The 17910-nt window shown below is 72.9% G+C and carries 6 protein-coding genes; all 6 read right to left on the bottom strand.

The window, feature by feature from the left end:
* The coding region (locus ABZ281_RS09735; protein ID WP_356653825.1) for a condensation domain-containing protein at window positions 1–848 on the bottom strand (848 nt) is incomplete at its 3' end.
* Window positions 845–1612, bottom strand: coding sequence for an alpha/beta fold hydrolase (locus ABZ281_RS09740; protein ID WP_356653827.1), 768 nt, complete (start codon window positions 1610–1612; stop codon window positions 845–847). The genes ABZ281_RS09740 and ABZ281_RS09735, both read right to left, overlap by 4 nt.
* A complete protein-coding gene (locus tag ABZ281_RS09745) occupies window positions 1609–1824 on the bottom strand; it encodes an MbtH family NRPS accessory protein (RefSeq protein WP_093845017.1) in 216 nt (71 codons plus the stop codon). The genes ABZ281_RS09740 and ABZ281_RS09745 overlap by 4 nt, the downstream gene beginning before the upstream one ends.
* A 73-nt stretch (window positions 1825–1897) precedes the next feature.
* Window positions 1898–8731 (bottom strand): SDR family NAD(P)-dependent oxidoreductase, encoded by a 6834-nt coding sequence (locus tag ABZ281_RS09750; RefSeq protein ID WP_356653830.1) that lies wholly within the window; start codon window positions 8729–8731, stop codon window positions 1898–1900.
* A gap of 304 nt (window positions 8732–9035) precedes the next feature.
* The gene (locus tag ABZ281_RS09755; protein WP_356653832.1) at window positions 9036–12446 is read right to left on the bottom strand and encodes an amino acid adenylation domain-containing protein; all 3411 of its coding nucleotides are present in this window, start codon (window positions 12444–12446) and stop codon (window positions 9036–9038) included.
* Window positions 12443–17806 carry an amino acid adenylation domain-containing protein gene (locus ABZ281_RS09760; RefSeq protein WP_356653834.1) on the bottom strand — a complete coding sequence of 1788 codons (5364 nt, stop codon included), beginning with the start codon at window positions 17804–17806 and terminating at the stop codon, window positions 12443–12445. The genes ABZ281_RS09755 and ABZ281_RS09760 overlap by 4 nt, the downstream gene beginning before the upstream one ends.
* Window positions 17807–17910 lie beyond the last annotated feature (104 nt).

A 17910-nucleotide genomic window follows, 5' to 3' on the forward strand; every position in this document is an offset into this window, starting at 1 on the left:
TCGGCGTACTGCAGGGCCGGCGGTTCGGCCGGCGGGACGGTGCCCTTGGCGGCCGTCGCGTACAGCTCCAGCAGCTCCGCCACCGCGAGCTCGAACGAGTGGATGTCGGTGATGGCGTGGTGCATGTTGACCAGCAGGACGTGCCACTGGTCCTCCAGCCGGTACAGCTCCGCCCTCAGCAGCGGGCCCCGTTCGACGTCGAACGGCCGCTGCGCCGAGGCGCCGATCCGGTCGACGAGGACCTGCTCCCGCAGTTCGTCCGGCTCGCCCTGAAGGTCGACGATCTCCAAGGGCAGTTCCACGGCGGCCTCGACCACCTGGTGGGGTACGCCGCCGACAGCGCGGATGCCGGTGCGGAACGGCTCGTGCCGGTCGACCAGCGTCTGGAGGGCCAGGCGCAGGGCCGCGACATCGAGGTCTCCCTCGATCTCCACGGCTGCGGGGACGTTGTACCGGGAACTGGGTCCCAGGATGTGCTCTTCCACCCACAGGCGCTGCTGGGCGAAGGAGGCCGGTGCGTGGAAGGTCCCCCCGGTCCGCTCGGTGTACGGCGGGACGGTGACGCCGGTGCGTGGCGCGTCCCCCCGCAGGTCCTCGATCCTGGCGGCCAGTTCGGCGGCCGTCTGGCTTTCGAAGAGCGCGCTGAGCGGGATGCGGATGCCCAGTTCCTCGCGGAGCCGGCCGACCATCCGGGCGCCCTGGAGCGAGTTGCCGCCGAGGGCGAAGAAGTTCGCGTCCGGGTTCGGGCGGTCGATGCGCAACACGGACGCCCACACGGAGGTCACGACGTCCGTGACGGAGGGGGTGTGCGTGTCGCCCTGCGGGCCGGTTCCGTGCTGCGAGGTCATGCCGTTCCAGCCTTTCGGTAGTGCGAGTCCGCGCCGAGCCGGTCGGCGATGTCCGCGAGAACGGCCGAGCGCGCGGAGTGCGGGAAGAAGTGGTCCCCGGGGAACATGCGGCAGTTGGAGGGGCCGGTCGTCACCTCGCCCCACCGCGCCAGCACGTCACTGCCGACGCTGCCGTCCTCGGTGCCGCCGTAGGCCGTGACGGGGCAGGTGAGCAGGGGTTCGGTGCGGTGGACACGGCTTTCGACCACGGCGAGGTCCGCTCGTATGACGGGCAGGAACAGCGCCATCAGCTCCGGGTCGGCGAGCACGGCCTCCGGGGTCGCGCCCCACTCCCTGAGCCGGTCGCAGAGCTCGGCGTCGGACAGGGCGTGCAGCGGCCTCTCCGGTAGGTCCCTGATCTGCGGCGGCACACTGCCGGAGACGAACAGCCGTACCGGCGAGCCGGCTTCGAGCTGCTGCAGCGCCCGGGCCAGCTCCCATGCCACCACGGCGCCCATGCTGTGGCCGAACAGGGCGAACGGCCGGTCCAGCAGCGGGACGACGGCGGGGACCAGCTCGTTGAGCAGGTCGTCCATCTGGTCGAGAGGCGGGGTCATGACCCGGTCCTCCCGGCCGGGCGGCTGGACCGCCCACAGCTCGATGCCGTCGGGCAGCTCGGTCGCCCACCCGCGGTACGCCGAGGCGCCGCCTCCGGCGTGGGGCAGGCACAGCAGCCGCATGCTCGCGTGGGGCCTGTGGACGAACGGCCGGACAAGGGTCGTCATCGGGTGTTCTCGGTCTCCATCTTCAACCGGAGGCTCAGCGGACGCATGTCGGTCCACACCTCGTTGATGTGGGCCAGGCAGGCGTCCTTCGGGCCTTCGTGTCCGGCGTCCTTCCAGCCTTCGGGAATCTCGCGGCCCAGCGGCCAGATCGAGTACTGCTCCTCGTGGTTGACCACCACGACGTAACGGGTTTCTTCCTGTCGCTCGTCCATGGACCTCTTCCTCCTCGAATGAGCGAGTCCGCCGGTCGGGCGGACTCGGTTGTGGACCCGGGCTGCCGGTCCTTCAGACGCCCGGAGCCCGGGTGGACCGCAGGGCTCCCAGACGGCGGCCCCTGGGGGCGACGACGCCCCCCCGGCGCGCCCGCCGCATGGGTTCGGCCAGGGCCGCCAATGCGCTGCCTGGGTCGGTCGTCACCTCGCGCAGCACGGCGAGGAAGGCCGTCCGTACCTCCATGGCCTCCGACTCGGTGAGCCGCAGCGAGTTGTAGGTGAGCCGCATGCCCAGACCGTCCTGTCCCGGCTTGCCGTACAGGCAGATGTCGAGTTGCGAGGTCTGGTTGGCGGGCGGCAGGAAGTCGGTGAACTGGAACGCGGTCGAGAAGACCGGGTTCCGGCCGTCGCGGGGCGCGCCGTCGGCGGGCGCCAGCCGTTCGGCGATCAGCGTGAACGGGTAGCGGCTGTGGGCGTAGGCGCCGACGCTCTTGGCCTGGGCGCGCCGGACCAGTTCGTCGAACGTGTCGGTGTCGGAGAGAGTGAGGCGCACGGCAAGCGGGTTGACGAACATGCCCAGGTGGTGGCTCATGCTCTTGCTGTCCCGCCCGGAGAACGGCACGCAGATCACCATGTCGTCGTCCGACCCGATGCCCCGCAGCGCCACGGCGTACGCGCTGAGAAGGAGGACGTGCACGGTGACGTCCCACTTCCTGGCGAGCGCCCCGACGGCTTCGGACAGGTCCGGGTCGACCGTGAAGTCCATGGTCTCGTTGGACACCTCGGCGCCGGGCGCGTCGTAGTCACCGATGTGCAGCCGGGGCAGGGGGCCCGCCAGCTCGTCGAGCCAGTAGGCCTCGGCGGCCGGGCGCTCGGGGCCGGCCAGCCATGCGAACCGGCCGCGGATCAGCTTCTCGTACGTCGTTTCCAGCGGCTCCAGTGACGGTTCCTCGTCCCGCGCGAGCGCCTCGTACGTCTCCAGCAGCTCCCGCAGGAAGATCCCGATGCCGGTGCCGTCGGAGATGAGGTGGTGCATGGTGTAGTACACGCAGTGGTGTTCGGGGCCGAGCCGGTAGAGCGCGACGCGCAGCGGCGGGCTGTCCAGGGCGTCGAACGGGGTGGCGCTGTCCGCGCGGATCAGCCGCTCGGCCTCCGCCTCGGGGTCGGGGTGGGCGCTCAGGTCGACCAGCGGGACGTCGAGGTCGAAGGCGGGCAGGACCCGTTGGCGGGGCCCGTCCGCGGTGTCCCGGAACACGAGGCGGAGCGCTTGGTGGCGGTCGATCAGATACGCGACGGCTCTGCGGAAGACGTCGTGGTCGACGGCGCGGTGCACGTGCGTCCACACCGGCAGGTTGAGTTCAGCACGGCCCTCCCCCAACTGGTGCTGCAGCCACATGCCGCTCTGGGCGTTCCAGAGGCCGAACCAGCCCGGGTCGGTCTCCTCCCCGGCCGCCTCGTCCGGGACGGTCCCGGTGGGCGGGGTGGGCGCGGTGTCCGGGGCCGTCACCGCGTGCGGGGCATCCCCGGGGTCTGTCGCCTGCTCGTCGGCGGTCACATGCCGGGCGAGGTCGGCGACCGTCGGGTGGGCGAACAGGTCGGCGATCGACGTCTTCACGTCGAGGGCCTCCTGCAGGGTGTTGGACAGGCGCAGTGCCAGCAGCGAGTCGCCTCCGAGGTCGAACAGGGTGGCGGACACATCGATCTCACTGATGCCGAACTCGGCGGCCCACAGCCTGCCCAGGGTCTCCTCCATGGGGCTGTACTCGCCGTCCGGCCGGCCCAGCAGTGTCACCTCCGAGACGGGTGCCGGGGGCCCCGCGGCGGTCCGGGTGGCGGCGGTCGCCGCCACGGCGGCCACGGCCCGCCGGATCGGCTCGCTCAGGCGGATGGGTGAGGCAGCCATACGCGCCCGCAGCACGGCCGGGTCCAGCACGGTCAGCGCGTCGTGGTTGATCTCCCCCACGATCACCCGCACGTGCTCCGACCGGACGGCCGCGTGGAAGCTCACCACCGCGTCCTCGATCTCGACGGACCGGAAGAAGCCCTGGTCACGCTGGACGCCGTGGTCGGCGGCCATGCCGGTGCCCAGCCAGTCGGTCCAGTTCAGGGTGATCGTGCGCAGCCCCCGCTTGCCGCGCCAGGCCGCGTACGCGTCGAGGAAGAGGTTGGCCGCCGTGTAGTCGCCCTGGCCCGGTGAGCCGAACAGGGCGGTGGTCGAGCTGAACATCACCATCAGTTCGGGCGGGTCGTCGGCGGTGACGTCGTCCAGCACCATCGCGCCCGTGACCTTGGGGGCCAGGGTGGCCCGGTAGACGTCGGGCGACTTGTTCATCAGGAAGCCGTCGCCCGCGGTGCCCGCCGCGTGGATCAGCCAGGTGACGCGGCCGAGGTCGCGGCGGACGTCCGCGATGACGCGGGCCATGTCCCCGTGGTCGCAGACATCGCCCGGGCGCACGAGGACGCGGGCGCCGTGGGACTCCATCTCCTCGATGAGGCGGATCCGCTCGGCCTGGCCGGCCGGCCCGTCGCGCAGCACGTCGGGCCACTGCTCACGGGGTGGCAGTCCGCGTCTGCCGACCAGGGCGATCCTCGCTCCGGGCCGGGCCGCGGCGATTGACCGGGCGATCTCCAGACCGAGTCCGCCGAGGCCGCCGGTGATCAGGTGGACGCCGTCCGGCACGGCCGCGAGGTCCTCCGGGTCGGGGCGCAGATCCGTTTCGACGAGTTCGAGGACGTAGCGGCCGCCGGCGCGCAGGGCGGCCTGCCCCGCCGGGTCCGTCCCGAGGATCTCCCGGGCGAGCGCGCCGGGCGGGACGTCGACGGCCGTGTCGACGCACCGGCAGCCGATGTCGGGGTGCTCCTGGCCGATGACCTTCGCCAGGCCGAACAGCGCGGAGTGGGCGGGCACGAGGTAGGGCTCGTCGCCGCTGACGTCCTCGGCGTACCCGGCGACGACGGTGAGCCGGCGGGAGCCCGCGCCCTGCCCGCCGAGGGTCTGGGCCAGACGCAGCAGGGCCATCACGCCGCTGTCCAGGAGGCGTTCCTGTGCGTGTCGGCCGGGGCTGCCCGCTTCGTCCTCACTCGCCACGAACACGGTCTCCGCCGGCAGCGGATCCGTCCAGGTGGTCCAGTCGGTGTCGGCACCGGTCACGTCGACGGTCACGCCGGCGTCCCGCAGCTCGGCGACAACGGCCGCGCGCCGGGGCGAGTCGGTTCCGACCACCAGGGCATGGCCGACCGCTCGCCGTGCCGCTCCCCCGTCACCGGTCGCCACGGTGCCGTCCGCGGGCACCCAGCGCAGGGTGTGGTGCGCTGTGGCCGCGCGGGCGTTCCGGACGGTGCGCCGGGGGTCGTTGACACGCTTGGCGGTGAAGCCCCTGATGTCGAGGACGACGGCGCCGTCGGGGGCGCAGACCAGGACGTCGACCTTGCGGATCTCGTCGCTCTGCGGGAAGTCCGGGTCGGGCTGGATGAAGCTGACGCACCGGGAGGGCATAGGGCCGTGCACGGTGAGGTGGTCGTAGGCCAGCGGCAGGTAGAAGTCGTGCCCGGACGCGTCGGGGGCCTCGTCGCCCCGGAGCATCGCCCAGCGGTGGAACCCGGTCGCCAGGTCGAGCAGCGCGGGGTGGAGCGCGAAGGCGCCGGTTTCCTCGTGGTGACGCTCCGGCAGGTTCAGGTGGCCGAGCGCGGCCCGTACGCCGACGTCGACCGTGCGCAGGCTGTCCTGCCAGCGGCTGCCGAAGTCCATGACCCGGTGCTCGGCCTGCAGGGTGCCGACGTCCACGGTGGCGAGCCGGCAGCGGGCGGCGAGGGCGGGCAGGTCGGCGCGGCGCGGCGGCCGGGGTCCCGCCGAGAGCCTGCCGCGCACGTGGACGGTCCACCGCCGCCCGTCGGGCGCTGCCGGGTCCTGGCTGACGACCTTGAACTCGGCGCCGTCACCGCCGTCGGAGCGCACGATGGTGTGCGCGACCCGCGGCTGCTCCGCCGTGACCAGCAGGGGGACCTGGAACTCGACGTCTGACAGGACGGTGACCTGCTCGCCGAGGTACTCCGTGCCCGCGGCACGTGCCATCTCCAGGTAGGTGGTGCCCGGCACGATGGCCTCGGAGAGCATCTTGTGCTCGCTGAGCACCCAGTGGCGATCCAGGTCGAAGGACGTGAGGAACACCGCTTCGTCCACCGTCCGCACCAGCAACTCGTCGAGAAGCGGATGGGGTCCCGGCCTCGCCGGTGCGGCCGGGGCGGGCTCCAGCCAGTGGCGCGTGCGCTCGAACGGGTAGGTCGGCAGTGCCACACGACGGGGCCGCTCGTCGGCGTGGTAACCGGTCCAGTCGGGGGTGACGCCGTGGAGCCAGAGCAGGCCCAGGGCGCGCTGGGCGGTTTCCAGCGGCCCTCGGCCGTCCTGCCGGTGCGGCAGCGTGGCGGTCACCAGGCGCGGCGGCTGCGCACCCGCGAGGTTCCGTGCGGCGAGGCTGCGCAGCGTCTGGCCCGGCCCGACCTCCAGGAAGGCCACCTCCGGGTCGGCCGCCAGCACTTCGACGCCCCGCGCGAACTCGACCGTGGCGAGGACGTGGCGGCCCCAGTAGGCGGGGTCGGTGGCCTCGCGAGCGGTGATCCAGTCGCCGGTCACGTTGGAGAGGAACGGCACCGCCGGCTCGTGCCGGGGGGCCTGGGCGACGGCGCGGGTGAACTCCTCGACCATCGGCGCCATCAACGCGGAGTGGAAGGCGTGGGAGGTGGCGACCGGGCGGGTCACGATCCCCTGCCGCTCAGCGAGGGCGGCGAACGCGGCGACGGCCTCGTCCGGGCCCGACACGACGCAGTCGGACGGGCCGTTGTGCGCCGCGAGGGACAGTCCGGCGGGCAGGAGCCGTTCCACCGTGGCCCGGTCGGAGGCGACGCTGAGCATCGCGCCGCTCGCCTGCCGCTCCATGAGCCTGCCGCGCAGGGCGACCAGCCGGAGCGCGTCGGCCAGTTCGAAGACCCCGGCACGGCAGGCGGCCACGTACTCGCCGAGGCTGTGCCCGATCATGGCCGACGGGGTGACGCCCCAGGAGCTCCAGAGCTCGGCCAGCGCGTGTTCCAGGGTGAAGAGTGCCGGCTGGGCGAACGCGGTGGTGGCGAGCCGACGGGCCGCTTCCTCGTTGTCCGGCGCGGCGAGCAGCAGGTCGCGGACGTCCGTGCCGAGTTCGGGGCGCAGCAGTTCGGCGCACCGGTCCACGGCCGCGCGGAACACGGACTCCTGCGCGTAGAGCCCGGCCGCCATCCCCGGGTACGCGGAGCCCTGCCCGGTGAAGAGGAACGCGACGGAGGGCGAGGCGGCGTCGGCGGTGCCGGTCGTCACGCTCGCGCCGTCGCGGGTTTCCAGGGCGTGCGCCGCGCTGGGCGCGTCGGGGGCGACGACGACGCGGCGGTGGCGGAACTCCTGACGGCCCTGCGCCAGGGTGAAGGCGACGTCGGCGAGCGACAGATCCTCCTGCCGCAGGCGCGCGGCCAGCCGGTCGGTGGCCCGCTCCAGCGCCTGCGGGGTGCGGGCCGACAGGACGAGCAGCTGGGAGGGCCGGGCCGGACCGGGCGGGGCGGGTTCGGGTGCTTCCTCGAGGACGACGTGGGCGTTGGTGCCGCCGAATCCGAAGGCGCTCACCCCCGCGCGCCGGGGGCCGCCGTCCGGAGTGGTCCAGGGGGCGAGTTCCCGCTGGACGTGGAACGGCGTGCTGGGGAAGTCGATGGCCGGGTTGGCCTTACGGAAGTGGACGGTGGGCGGCAGGGTGCGGTGGCGCAGGGCGAGCGTGGTCTTGAGGAGCCCGGCGATTCCGGCGGCCGCGTCGAGGTGGCCGACGTTCGACTTCACCGAACCGATCGCGCAGAATCCGGTGCGGTCCGAGCCCGTGTCGAAGGCCCTGGTCAGTGCCTCGATCTCGATGGAGTCGCCGATTCTGGTGCCGCTGCCGTGTGCCTCGACGTAGCTGATCTCGTCGGGCTCGACACCGGCGATCTCCATGGCCTCCAGGACGACCGCGCTCTGCCCGGCCACCCCGGGGGCGGTGAAACTCGCCTTCGCAGAGCCGTCGTTGTTGACGGCGGTGCCCTTGATGACCGCGTACACCGTGTCGTTGGCGCGCAGGGCGTCCTCGAGGCGCTTGAGTACGACGACGCCCGCGCCGTTGTTGAAGACGGTGCCCCGGCTGTCGGCGTCGAAGGGACGGCAGTGCCCGTCGGGGGAGAGAATGCCGCTCTCCTGGTACTGGTATCCCTTGCCCGGCGGGACCTTGAAGGCCGCTCCACCGGCGATGGCCGTGCCGCACTCGTGGTTGAGCAGGCTCTGGCAGGCGAGGTGGACCGCCACCAGGGAGCTGGAGCAGGCGGTGTGCACGGGGACGCTCGGGCCCTGCAGGCCGAGCTTGTAGGAGACGCGTGTGGTCAGGAAGCCCAGTTCATTTCCTAGCCCCACGTTGGAGGCGCCGATGGCGGCGCCGCTCTCCAGGTTGGCGAAGACGAGCGGGAGGTAGGCGCTGGTCCCCGCGCCGCCGAAGACACCGACACCGTCCCCGATCCGGGCGGGGCTGTAGCCGGAATGCTCCAGCGCCTCCCAGGCGAGTTCGAGGAAGATCCGGTGCTGCGGGTCCATGATGGTGGCTTCGCGGGGCGTGTACCCGAAGAACTCGGCGTCGAAGAGGTCGACGCCCTCCGCCCGGGCCCCGGCCTTCACGTAACCGGGGCGGGAGAACTCCGCCTCGGGAACGCCGGCGGCGAGCAGTTCGGAGTCCTCGAAGAAGGCCACGGACTCGACGCCGTCCTGGAGGTTCGACCAGAACCGCTCCAGGTCGGGTGCTCCCGGGAATCGCCCGGCCATGCCGATGACGGCGATCTCGGTGCCCAGCTCCTGCGAGTCGTCGGGCTCTTCCACGTACTCCCCCAATTCCGTACTACCGCTGTGCGTTCTGACTGACTCTGCCCGCGCGGGATCGCCCGCCGCGGTGACGGGCACGCGGCGGTGTCCGTCATGGTTTCCGGGAGCCGCCCCGGCCGGGCGGGGTGCGCGACAGGACGGCGCGGACCGGGCGGGGCGGGGCGGGAAGGAGACGACCGGTCGGCGGAAAGTCCCGGGAGAAGGCCCGGGCCCGGCCTGTCGGTCGCGCTGCGGGAACGTCGATACATTGCGGCAGCGTCCCGCTCATACTCTTAGCCGCTCTTCCCGGTGTCAAGGTCCGTCATGGCGCGGGCCGTTGCGGCCGAGCCGCCTGCCTGCGCCTCAGCAGCTGATGCTGCCGTCTGCCGCGTTCCCTGGCGCTGTCCAGGCCGACGGGTCCGGCCGGGCCGCTCTCGTCGTCGGCGAGGGCGGCCTGGGCACGGACGGTGGTCGAGCGGAACAGCTCCATCAGCTCGGCGTGGATGCCCACGTCCGCGGCCAGCCGCCGGTGCAGTTCGATGAGCAGCAGTGAATGGCCGCCGAGGTCGAAGAAGTTCTGGTCGAGGCCGACGTCGTCGACGCCCAGGAGGTCGCGCCAAACCTCGGCGACGGCGCGCTCCGTGTCGTTGCGGGGGGCGAGCACGGGTGCTTCGGTGCGCGCCGGGGCGGGCAGCGCCCTCCGGTCGACCTTGCCGTGCGCGGAGAGGGGCAGCGCGGGCAGCGCCACGAGCGCGGCGGGAACCATGTGGCGGGGCAGGCATGCTCGCAGGTACTCCAGCACGGCATGCGTGCCGGCGTCCCCGGCACCGCCGCCGTCCCCCTTGTCCCCGGCGTCCCCGGCGTCCTGCGGCACGAGGTAGCCGACGATCCGCGGCTCCTCCTGTCCGTCGCGCCGGACGACGACGATCCCCTCCCGTACGAGAGGGCAGTCGGTCAAAGCCGCCTCGATCTCGCCCAGCTCGACCCGGAACCCGCGGATCTTCAACTGGTCGTCGCCGCGCCCCAGGAACTCGAGCGTGCCGTCCCGGCGCAGCCGTACCAGGTCACCGGTCCGGTACATCCGGGCCCCGCCCTCCCCGCCCGGGGGGTTCGCCGTGCCGCCGCCGGGCGGGGCGAGGTGATCGGGGACGAAGGCGGCCGCAGTGAGGTCCGGTCTGCCCACGTAGCCCCGGGTCACGTTGGCGCCGGAGACGCAGAGTTCGCCGGGGACCCCGGCCGGCACCGGCCGGCCGTCGCGGTCGAGCACGTGGATCGTGGTGTTGGGCAGCGGTCTTCCCAGCGGGGCGTTCACCGCCTCGGGCTCCGCGTCGCGGGGAACGGGCCAGGTCAGCACGCCGACGGTGGTCTCGGTGGGACCGTAGTGGTTGTACACCTGGCAGTCCGGACCGGCGGTGCGGGCGACGGAGCGCAGCCACTGCCAGCCCGACGCCTCGCCTCCGATGACGAGACGACGCCGGGGCAGCAGGTCCGCGCCTCGCCCGGACCGCATGACGGCCTTCAGATGGGAGGGAGCGATCTTCAGGCAGTCGACCTTGTGCTGAGCCATGTAGTCGGCCAGGGCGTCCGCGTCGAGGGCGCGCTCACGGGTGATCAGGTGCAGCTCTCCCCCGGTGACCAGGGGAGGCACCAGCATGGTCAGGCACGAGTCGACGGTGAGCGGTTGCAGCATCGCGTAGCTCAGCGGCTCGTCGACGCCGAGCCGGTCCAGCACCGCGAAGGTGTAGTTGACGATCTGGCGGTGCTCGACCGCGACGCCCTTCGGGGCGCCGGTGGAGCCGGAGGTGTAGAGGATGTACGCGGTGTTCCCGGGTGTCGCCCCGCTGTCGGGGCGGTCGGTGGGCCGATCGCGCAGCGCGGTCCAGTCCGGGTCGAGTTCCACCGTCCTGATCGTGGCCGCGGGGTCCGCGCCGCCCGTGTGGACCAGGAGGGCGGCACCCGAGTCGGCGAGGATGGCCGCGCGCCGGGCCGCCGGGTCGGCAGGGTCCACCGGCACGTAGGCGCCGCCCGCCTTGAACACGCCGAGCACGGCCACGGCCATGGCAGGGGTGCGTTCCAGGCACAGCCCGACCGGGCGTTCCGGGCCCACGCCCGCCTCTCGGAGCAGGTGCGCCAACTGGTTGGCACGCCGGTCGAGTTCGGCGAAGGTGAGTGTGGTGTCCTCGCCGCGTACGGCGACGGCGTCCGGGGTGCGGTCGGCCTGCTCGGCGAACAGCTCGTGCACGCACGATGCCGCCGCCGCGTAGAGGGTCGGTTCGGAAGGCGGGGCAGGGTCCGCGTCGGTGAGCATGGGCAGTGCGCCGACCGGGGTGTCCGGCGCCGCGAGGGCGGCGGTCACCAACTGCCGCAGGTGCGCGGCCAGGCGGGTCACGGTCTCGCGGTCGAAGATCTCGGTGTCGTACTCGAACTGCCCGAGGACCGTGTCACCGTCCTCGACCAGGTTCAGGGTGAGGTCGCGCTTGCTGGTCCCGTTGTGGACGGGGAAGTCGCTCAACCGCAGGCCGGGCATCTCGGGAAAGCGCGGCGCGGGGCGCAGCGTGCACATCACCTGGAAGTACGGGACGGCTCCCCCGGTGCGGTCGGGGCGCAGCCGCTCGACGACCTTCTCGAACGGGACCTCCTGGTGGACGAGTGCCTCACCGGTCCCTTCCCGGACGTGGCGCAGGACCTCGCGGAACGTCCGGTCACCGTCGAGCCCGGCCCGCAGCAGCAGCGTGTTGACGAAGAGGCCAACCATCGGTTCGACCTGGGAGTGACCGCGGTTGGCCACCGAGGTGGCCACGAGGAAGTCGGTCCGGCCGGTGTAGCGGTACAGCAGGACGTCGAGGGCGGCCATGACTGCCATGAACAAGGTCGCGCCCTCCTGGCGTCCGAGTTCCCTGAGCCCGGTGACGGTGGCGGCGTCCAGGCCGAAGTCCACCACGTCGCCGCGGAACGCCGGGGTGAGCGGACGGGGCCGATCGGCCGGAAGCTCCAGGACGGACGGCGGGTCGGTCAGCACCCGCTCCCAGTAGGCGATCTGGTCGTCGTAGGCCGCGCCGCGCAGCCGGTCGCGGTGCCAGCGCGCATAGTCGCCGTAGTGGACGGGCGTGGGTTCGGCTGCGGGCTTCTCACCGCGCAGGACGGCGTCGTAGCCGGCGGCGACCTCGCGCAGGAGCACGCCCCAGCTCAGGGCGTCGCCGACGAGGTGGTGCATGTTGAGCACCAGGACGTGGTCGTGTTCGGTCAGGGTGACGAGGTGGACGGCCAGAGGAGGCGCGTCGGTCAGGTCGAACGGGCGGGCCGCGATGGACCTGGCCAGCTCGAGAGCGCCGCGCTCCCGGTCCGGGGCCGGCTGCCCCGTCAGGTCGTGCCGTCGGATGGGCACCCGGACCGGATCCGGGGCGAAATACTGCCGGGGCTCGGAGCCGTCCACGCGGAACCGGGCGGTGACGACTGCGTGCCGGGCGATCGAGGCGTCCAGGGCGGTCTGAAGGGCCGGACCATCGACCGTGCCGGTCAGCCGTACCGCCGCGGGCACGTTGTACGCCCCCGTGCCGGGGAACATCTGCTCGAACAGCCACAGTTGGCGTTGAGGGTGCGACAGCGGGGCGCTGCCGCGCTCGGGGTGGGCGGCGATCCGCGACTCGGACTTCGTGCTCAGTCCGCGCTGCGCGAGCAGTCGGCGCATGGCCTCCCGCCGCTTGTCGGCGATGTCTCCGCCGGTGCCGCTCACACGTCCTCCTGGGTCAGCAGTCGATCGAGGTCGCTGTCGGACAGTTCCGCGACCCGCAGTAGCAGCGCCGCCCGCTCGTCGACCTCGTGGCCGGTGTCGGGGTCGTCCCGCAGGGTCCGGACCACACCCGCGACGGTGGCGTCCGCGAAGAACCGGTCCAGCGGGAAGGCGGCGCCGAAGGTCTCCCGGACGCGTACGGCGAACCGGGTGGCGAGCAGCGAGTAGCCGCCCGAGGCCCAGTAGTCGTCGTGGACGCCCACCGGTCCCGTGGTGCCGAGCGTCTCCTGCCACAGCACGGCGACCGCCCGTTCGGCGTCGTCGCGCGGTGCGACCGAGGGCGCCGTCGCGGTTCGTGCCCCGGTACGGGCGAGACCGCTGAGCGCCCGGCGGTCGATCTTGCCGCTCGGAGTCAGGGGCAGCTCGGCGCAGGGCACGAGCAGCGTGGGGACCATGTAGCCGGGCAGCCGCCCGTGCAGATGCCGGCGCAGTTCCTCCGCGTCGGCCCGCTGTCCCCCGGCCGCGACGTAGTAGGCGGCCAGGACCTCGCCCTCGGCCGTCACGACCGCCTGTTCCAGTGCGGGGTGGGCGAGGAGGGCCTGTTCCACCTCGGCGGGCTCGACCCGGAATCCGCGGACCTTGACCTGCTGGTCGCTCCGTCCGGCGTACTCGATGGCCCCGTCGGACCGGAACCGCGCACGGTCGCCGGTGCGGTAGAGCAGTCCGCCGGGCCCGTCGGGGAAGGGGTTCGGCACGAAACGCTCGGCCGTGAGGTCCGGCCGTCCGACGTAGCCCCGGCCGAGGGCGGGCCCGCCGATGTACAGGTCCCCCGCCACCCCGGCGGGGACCGGCCGCATCAGTTCGTCGAGCAGGTACACGCTGGTTCCCTCGATGGGCCTGCCCAGGGGCACCTTGCCCGCCGCCACGTCGGCGTCGGCGAGCACGTGCCAGGTGACGTCGGCGGAAATCTCGGACGCCCCGTACAGGTTGAGCAGGATCCGGCCCTGCAGGGTCTTCAGGAAGCGGCCCGCGAGGTCGGCCGGGAGGGCCTCCCCGCTGCTCACCCACAGACGCAGGGCGGGCAGTTCACCGGCGAGGTCGGGCACCGTGTCGAGAAGGGCCCGCAGCAGGGAGGGGACGAGCACGATGCGTGTGACCCGGTGCTCGGCGAGCGCTGCGACCAGCGCGGGCAGGTCCATGAGCAGGGCCTGCGGCAGCACCACGACCGGTACGCCCTGGCAGAGCGGCCCGAAGATCTCCCAGAACGAGTCGAGGAAGTTCAGCGAGGTCTTCTGGCAGAGGACCTCTCCGGGCCGGAAGGGGAACTCCCGCCACATCCACTCCAGTCGGTTGACCATGCCGCCGTGCAGGCCGATCACACCCTTGGGGACGCCGGTCGAGCCGGAGGTGTAGAGGACATAGGCGGGCTGGGCGGGGTCGATGCACAGGTCGAGGGGGGTCGTGGACAGGCCGGCGGAGGCCTGTCGCAACGCGTCGACGTCCACCGTCCGCGTGGTGTGCGGCCCCTCGCCCAGGCGTTCCCGGTGCTCGCCCGCGACCAGCACCAGCTCGGCTCCGGAGTCGGCCAGCATGAACCTGAGCCGGTCCTTCGGGTATGCGGGGTCCAGGGGGACGTAGGCGGCACCGGCCTTCATGACGGCCAGCAGCAGCACGATCGTCTCCGGGGACCGCTCGGCGCAGACGGCGACACGCGACTCGGCGCCCACCCCCCGTCGCCGCAGTTCCCTGGCGAGCTGGTTGGAGACGGCCTCGACCTCTTCGAAGGTCAGGGACGCGGCGGGGTCCAGCGCGTCGCGGACGGCGACCGTGTCCGGCGTGGCGGCGGCGTGCTCCCGGAACATCTCGGGCAGGGAGCGCCGGCCGGCATGGCCCTCGGGCCCGTGCGCCCATGCGCCGGTGACCTTCGCCCGCTCGGTGTCCGAGAGCAGGTCGATCCGGGCGAGGGGGCGGTCGGGGTCCGCGACGACCTTGTCGAGCAGGCTGACGAAGTGGGCACCGATCCGGCGCACGGTCTCCTCGGTGAAGAGGTCCGTCGCGTACTCGAGGATGCCCACCGCCTCGTCACCCGTCTCACGCAGCATGATCATGAGGTCGAACTTGGCGTTGACGGCGGGCATCGGCACCTGTTCGAGGTGCAGCCCGGCGAGGTCGAGAGGCGGCAGCGGGGCGTTCTGCAGGACGAGGACATTCTGGAACAACTGCCCGTGTCCGAGGCTGCGTTCGGGCGCGACGGCCTCCACGACCAGCTCGAAGGGCAGCTCTTGGTGGGCGTAGGCGCCGAGCGTCGTCTCCTTGACCCGCTCCAGCAGGTCGCGGAACGACAGACCGGGGTCGACGTCCGTGCGCAGGGCCAGCATGTTGACGAAGACGCCGATCAGGTTCTCCACGTCCGGGTGGGTACGCCCGGCGATCGGCGATCCGACGACCACGTCCCGCTCGCCCGAGTACCGGTGCAACAGGAACGTGAAGGCCGCGAGCAGCGTCATGAACAGCGTGGCGCCCTGGCTGCCGCCGAGCTGCTGGAGGCCCTTGACGAGGGGGCCGGGCAGCGTGAGCGGCACGGTCGCGCCGGCGAAGCTCTGGGCCGCCGGGCGCGGGTGGTCCGGCGGGAACTCCACGAGCTGGGGTGCGTCGGCGAGCTGGGTCCGCCAGTACTCCACCAGTTCCTCTCGCCTCGGCCCGTCGAGCCGCGCCCGTTGCCAGGCGGAGTAGTCGGCGTACTGGACGGGCAGCGACGGCGGTTCCTCGGTGGCCGCGCCGAGGCGGCCGGCATAGTGGATGCCGAGTTCCCGGACGAACACGCCGGTGGACCAGGCGTCGGACACGCTGTGGTGCATGGTGAGCAGCAGGATGTGCTCCTCGTCGCCCACCCGCAGCAGCGCGGCCCGCAGCAGGGGCGCCCGGGTCAGGTCGAACGCCCGCCGCGACTCCGCCAGGGCCAGTTCCTCCCAGCGCCGGCGCCGTTGCCCCTCCGGCAGGTCGCGCAGGTCGGTGACGGGCAGCGGGACGGACACGTCCGTCGCGATGCGCTGGGTGGGCCGCTCGCCGTCGAGGCCGAAGCACGTGCGCAGGGCCTCGTGCCGGGCCACGATGTCGTCGAGGGAGGACCGCAGCACCTCGGCGTCGAGGGGCCCTTCGACGCGCACGACGTCGGGGATGTTGTAGACGGAGTTGCCGGGGGTGAGCTGGTCGATGATCCAGAACCGCTGCTGCCCGTACGAGAGGGCCAGCGCCTCGTCCCGCGGCACGACCGGGATGGGGTCCTGGGCCGCCGCCTCGCTCTCGTCGCCCCGCACGTAGTCGGCGAGACCCGCCACGGTCGGCCGGCGCAGCAGGTTGAGCAGCGACAGTTCGACGCCCAGCGCCGCGCGGGCCCGCGACACGATCTGCGTCGCGAGCAGGGAGTGCCCGCCCAGTTCGTAGAAGTCGTCGTCGCGGCCGACCTTGTCGACGCCGAGCATCTCCGCCCAGATGTCCGCGATGACCGTCTCCGTGGCGTCGCTAGGCTCCGTGTAGGCGGTGCTCAGCTCCGGCCGCGGCTGGCGGGCCCCGCCGGCGGGTACGCGTCCGCGTCTGGCGACCTCCGGGTGGCGGACCCATCGGTCGAGCCGCTCCTCCAGGTCGGCGGTGACGATGGTGGTCACACCGGCCTCGGCGCTCTCCGCGATACGGCTCAGCAACCGAACGCCCTCCGCGACACCGACGCCGTACCGGGTGACGCTGGTCATCGGGCGGCCGAGCCCCTCGTCGGGTATCCAGTCCTCCATGTCGACGCTGATCCACCGCGTTCCCGGCCGTCCGGCCCTGGCCTGGGCGAACGAGTCCAGGAACACACAGGCCGAGGTGTAGCCAGCGGTGCCGAGACCGCCGAGCAGGGCCGCGTTGGAGGAGAACAGCAACACGAACTCGGACTCGCGTCCGGTGAGGACGCGTTCCAGGACGCGCGTGCCGTCGACCTTGGCGCGCATCACGCCGTCGAGCCACCGCCGGTCGAGGGTGTCGATGGGGGCGAACGCGTTCTCGCCCACGATCCCGGCGGCGTGGAACACGCCGGTGACGGGTCCGAGCAGCCGCTCCGCCTCCGCGAGGGCCCGGTTCATCTCCGCCTCGTCGGTGACGTCCGCCCGTTGCACGAGGACGCGCGCGCCGCGTTCCCGCATGGCGCGCAGCCGCCGGATCCTGCGGCTGGTGGGGTCGTCGTCGCCGTGACGGGCCGTCCAGCTGTCCCACTCCTCCTCGTCGGGGAAGGCGGAGCGGCCGGTCAGGACGATCGACGCGGCCCTGTCGGCCAGGTGGTCGGCCAGTTCGAGGCCGACCGCGCCGAGCCCGCCCGTGATCACGTACACGCCGTCGCCGCGCAGGGGGCTGCGGGCCGTGCCGAGCGTCAGGGGCTGGAAGGTCCGCGTCCACCGGGTGCGTCCGCGGTAGGCGATCAGGCGCTCGTCGGGCGCCTCCGCGACGACATCGACGAGCCGGTCCGCGAGTTCGTCCGCGCCCGGGCCCGGGATATCGTCGGGGGCGACGTCGACGCAGCGGACGCTGATGCCCTCGTACTCCTGCGGAACACACTTGGCGGCGCCCAGCAGTGTGGCGACCTCCGGCCTCGGCCGGTCGGCGCGTTCCACGCCGACGAGCCCGTGGGAGACGACCCACAGGTCGACGGGAGCGGCGGCGCTGCGGGCGGACAAGGCCCTGGACAGCCACAGCAGGCTGTGCATGCCGCGTGTGTACGGGTCGCCGTCCTCCGCGTCGCCGCCGCCCGGGTCGACGCTCCACAGGTGAAGCACTTTCGCGGGCCACTGATCGTCGTCGAGCGCGGCGACCAGTTCGGCGTAGGCACCCGGGTCGGCCGGATTGATCCGGTGGTCGACGCCGTGGCGGGGGCCGTCGACGGCGGCCGGAGCGCCGGGCACGACGACGGTCACCCGATGTCCGGCCGCCGTGGCACGGTCCTTGACGCTCAGCGCGAGCGGGAGCGGGAGGCCGTCCTGTCCGACCGGGGCGAGGAGCAGCCAGTGCTCGCCGGCGGGCCGGGGCGGCGCCGGGGGCGGCATGGGCGCCGACTGCCAGGCGGGAGCGAGCAGCCAGGACTCGGGATCGTCCCGCCGGGCGGTGGCGGAAGGCCTGCGGGAGGACCCGGAGCGCTCACCCGGCGGGTCGAACCGGCAGCGGGTGCGCTCGAACGGATAGGTGGGCAGGCCGACCCTGCGGTGCCCGGCGGGGTCCGACAGGGCGTCCCAGTCGACGGCCGCACCGGTGGTCCACAACTGGGCGACGGCGTCCAGGAGATGGCTGAGGTCGTCGGGACGGCGGCGGTCGTAGACGGCCCGCAGGGAGGGCACCACCACGGGGTGCGCCGGCGGGTCCCCCCCCCCGAGGTGGTCCGCCCCCACCGCGCTCAGCGACTGGCCGGGGCCCACCTCGACGAGGGAGCGGTCCCGTTCGG

It is taken from the genome of Streptomyces sp. NPDC006265 (genome assembly GCF_040613555.1).
Taxonomy (GTDB): domain Bacteria; phylum Actinomycetota; class Actinomycetes; order Streptomycetales; family Streptomycetaceae; genus Streptomyces.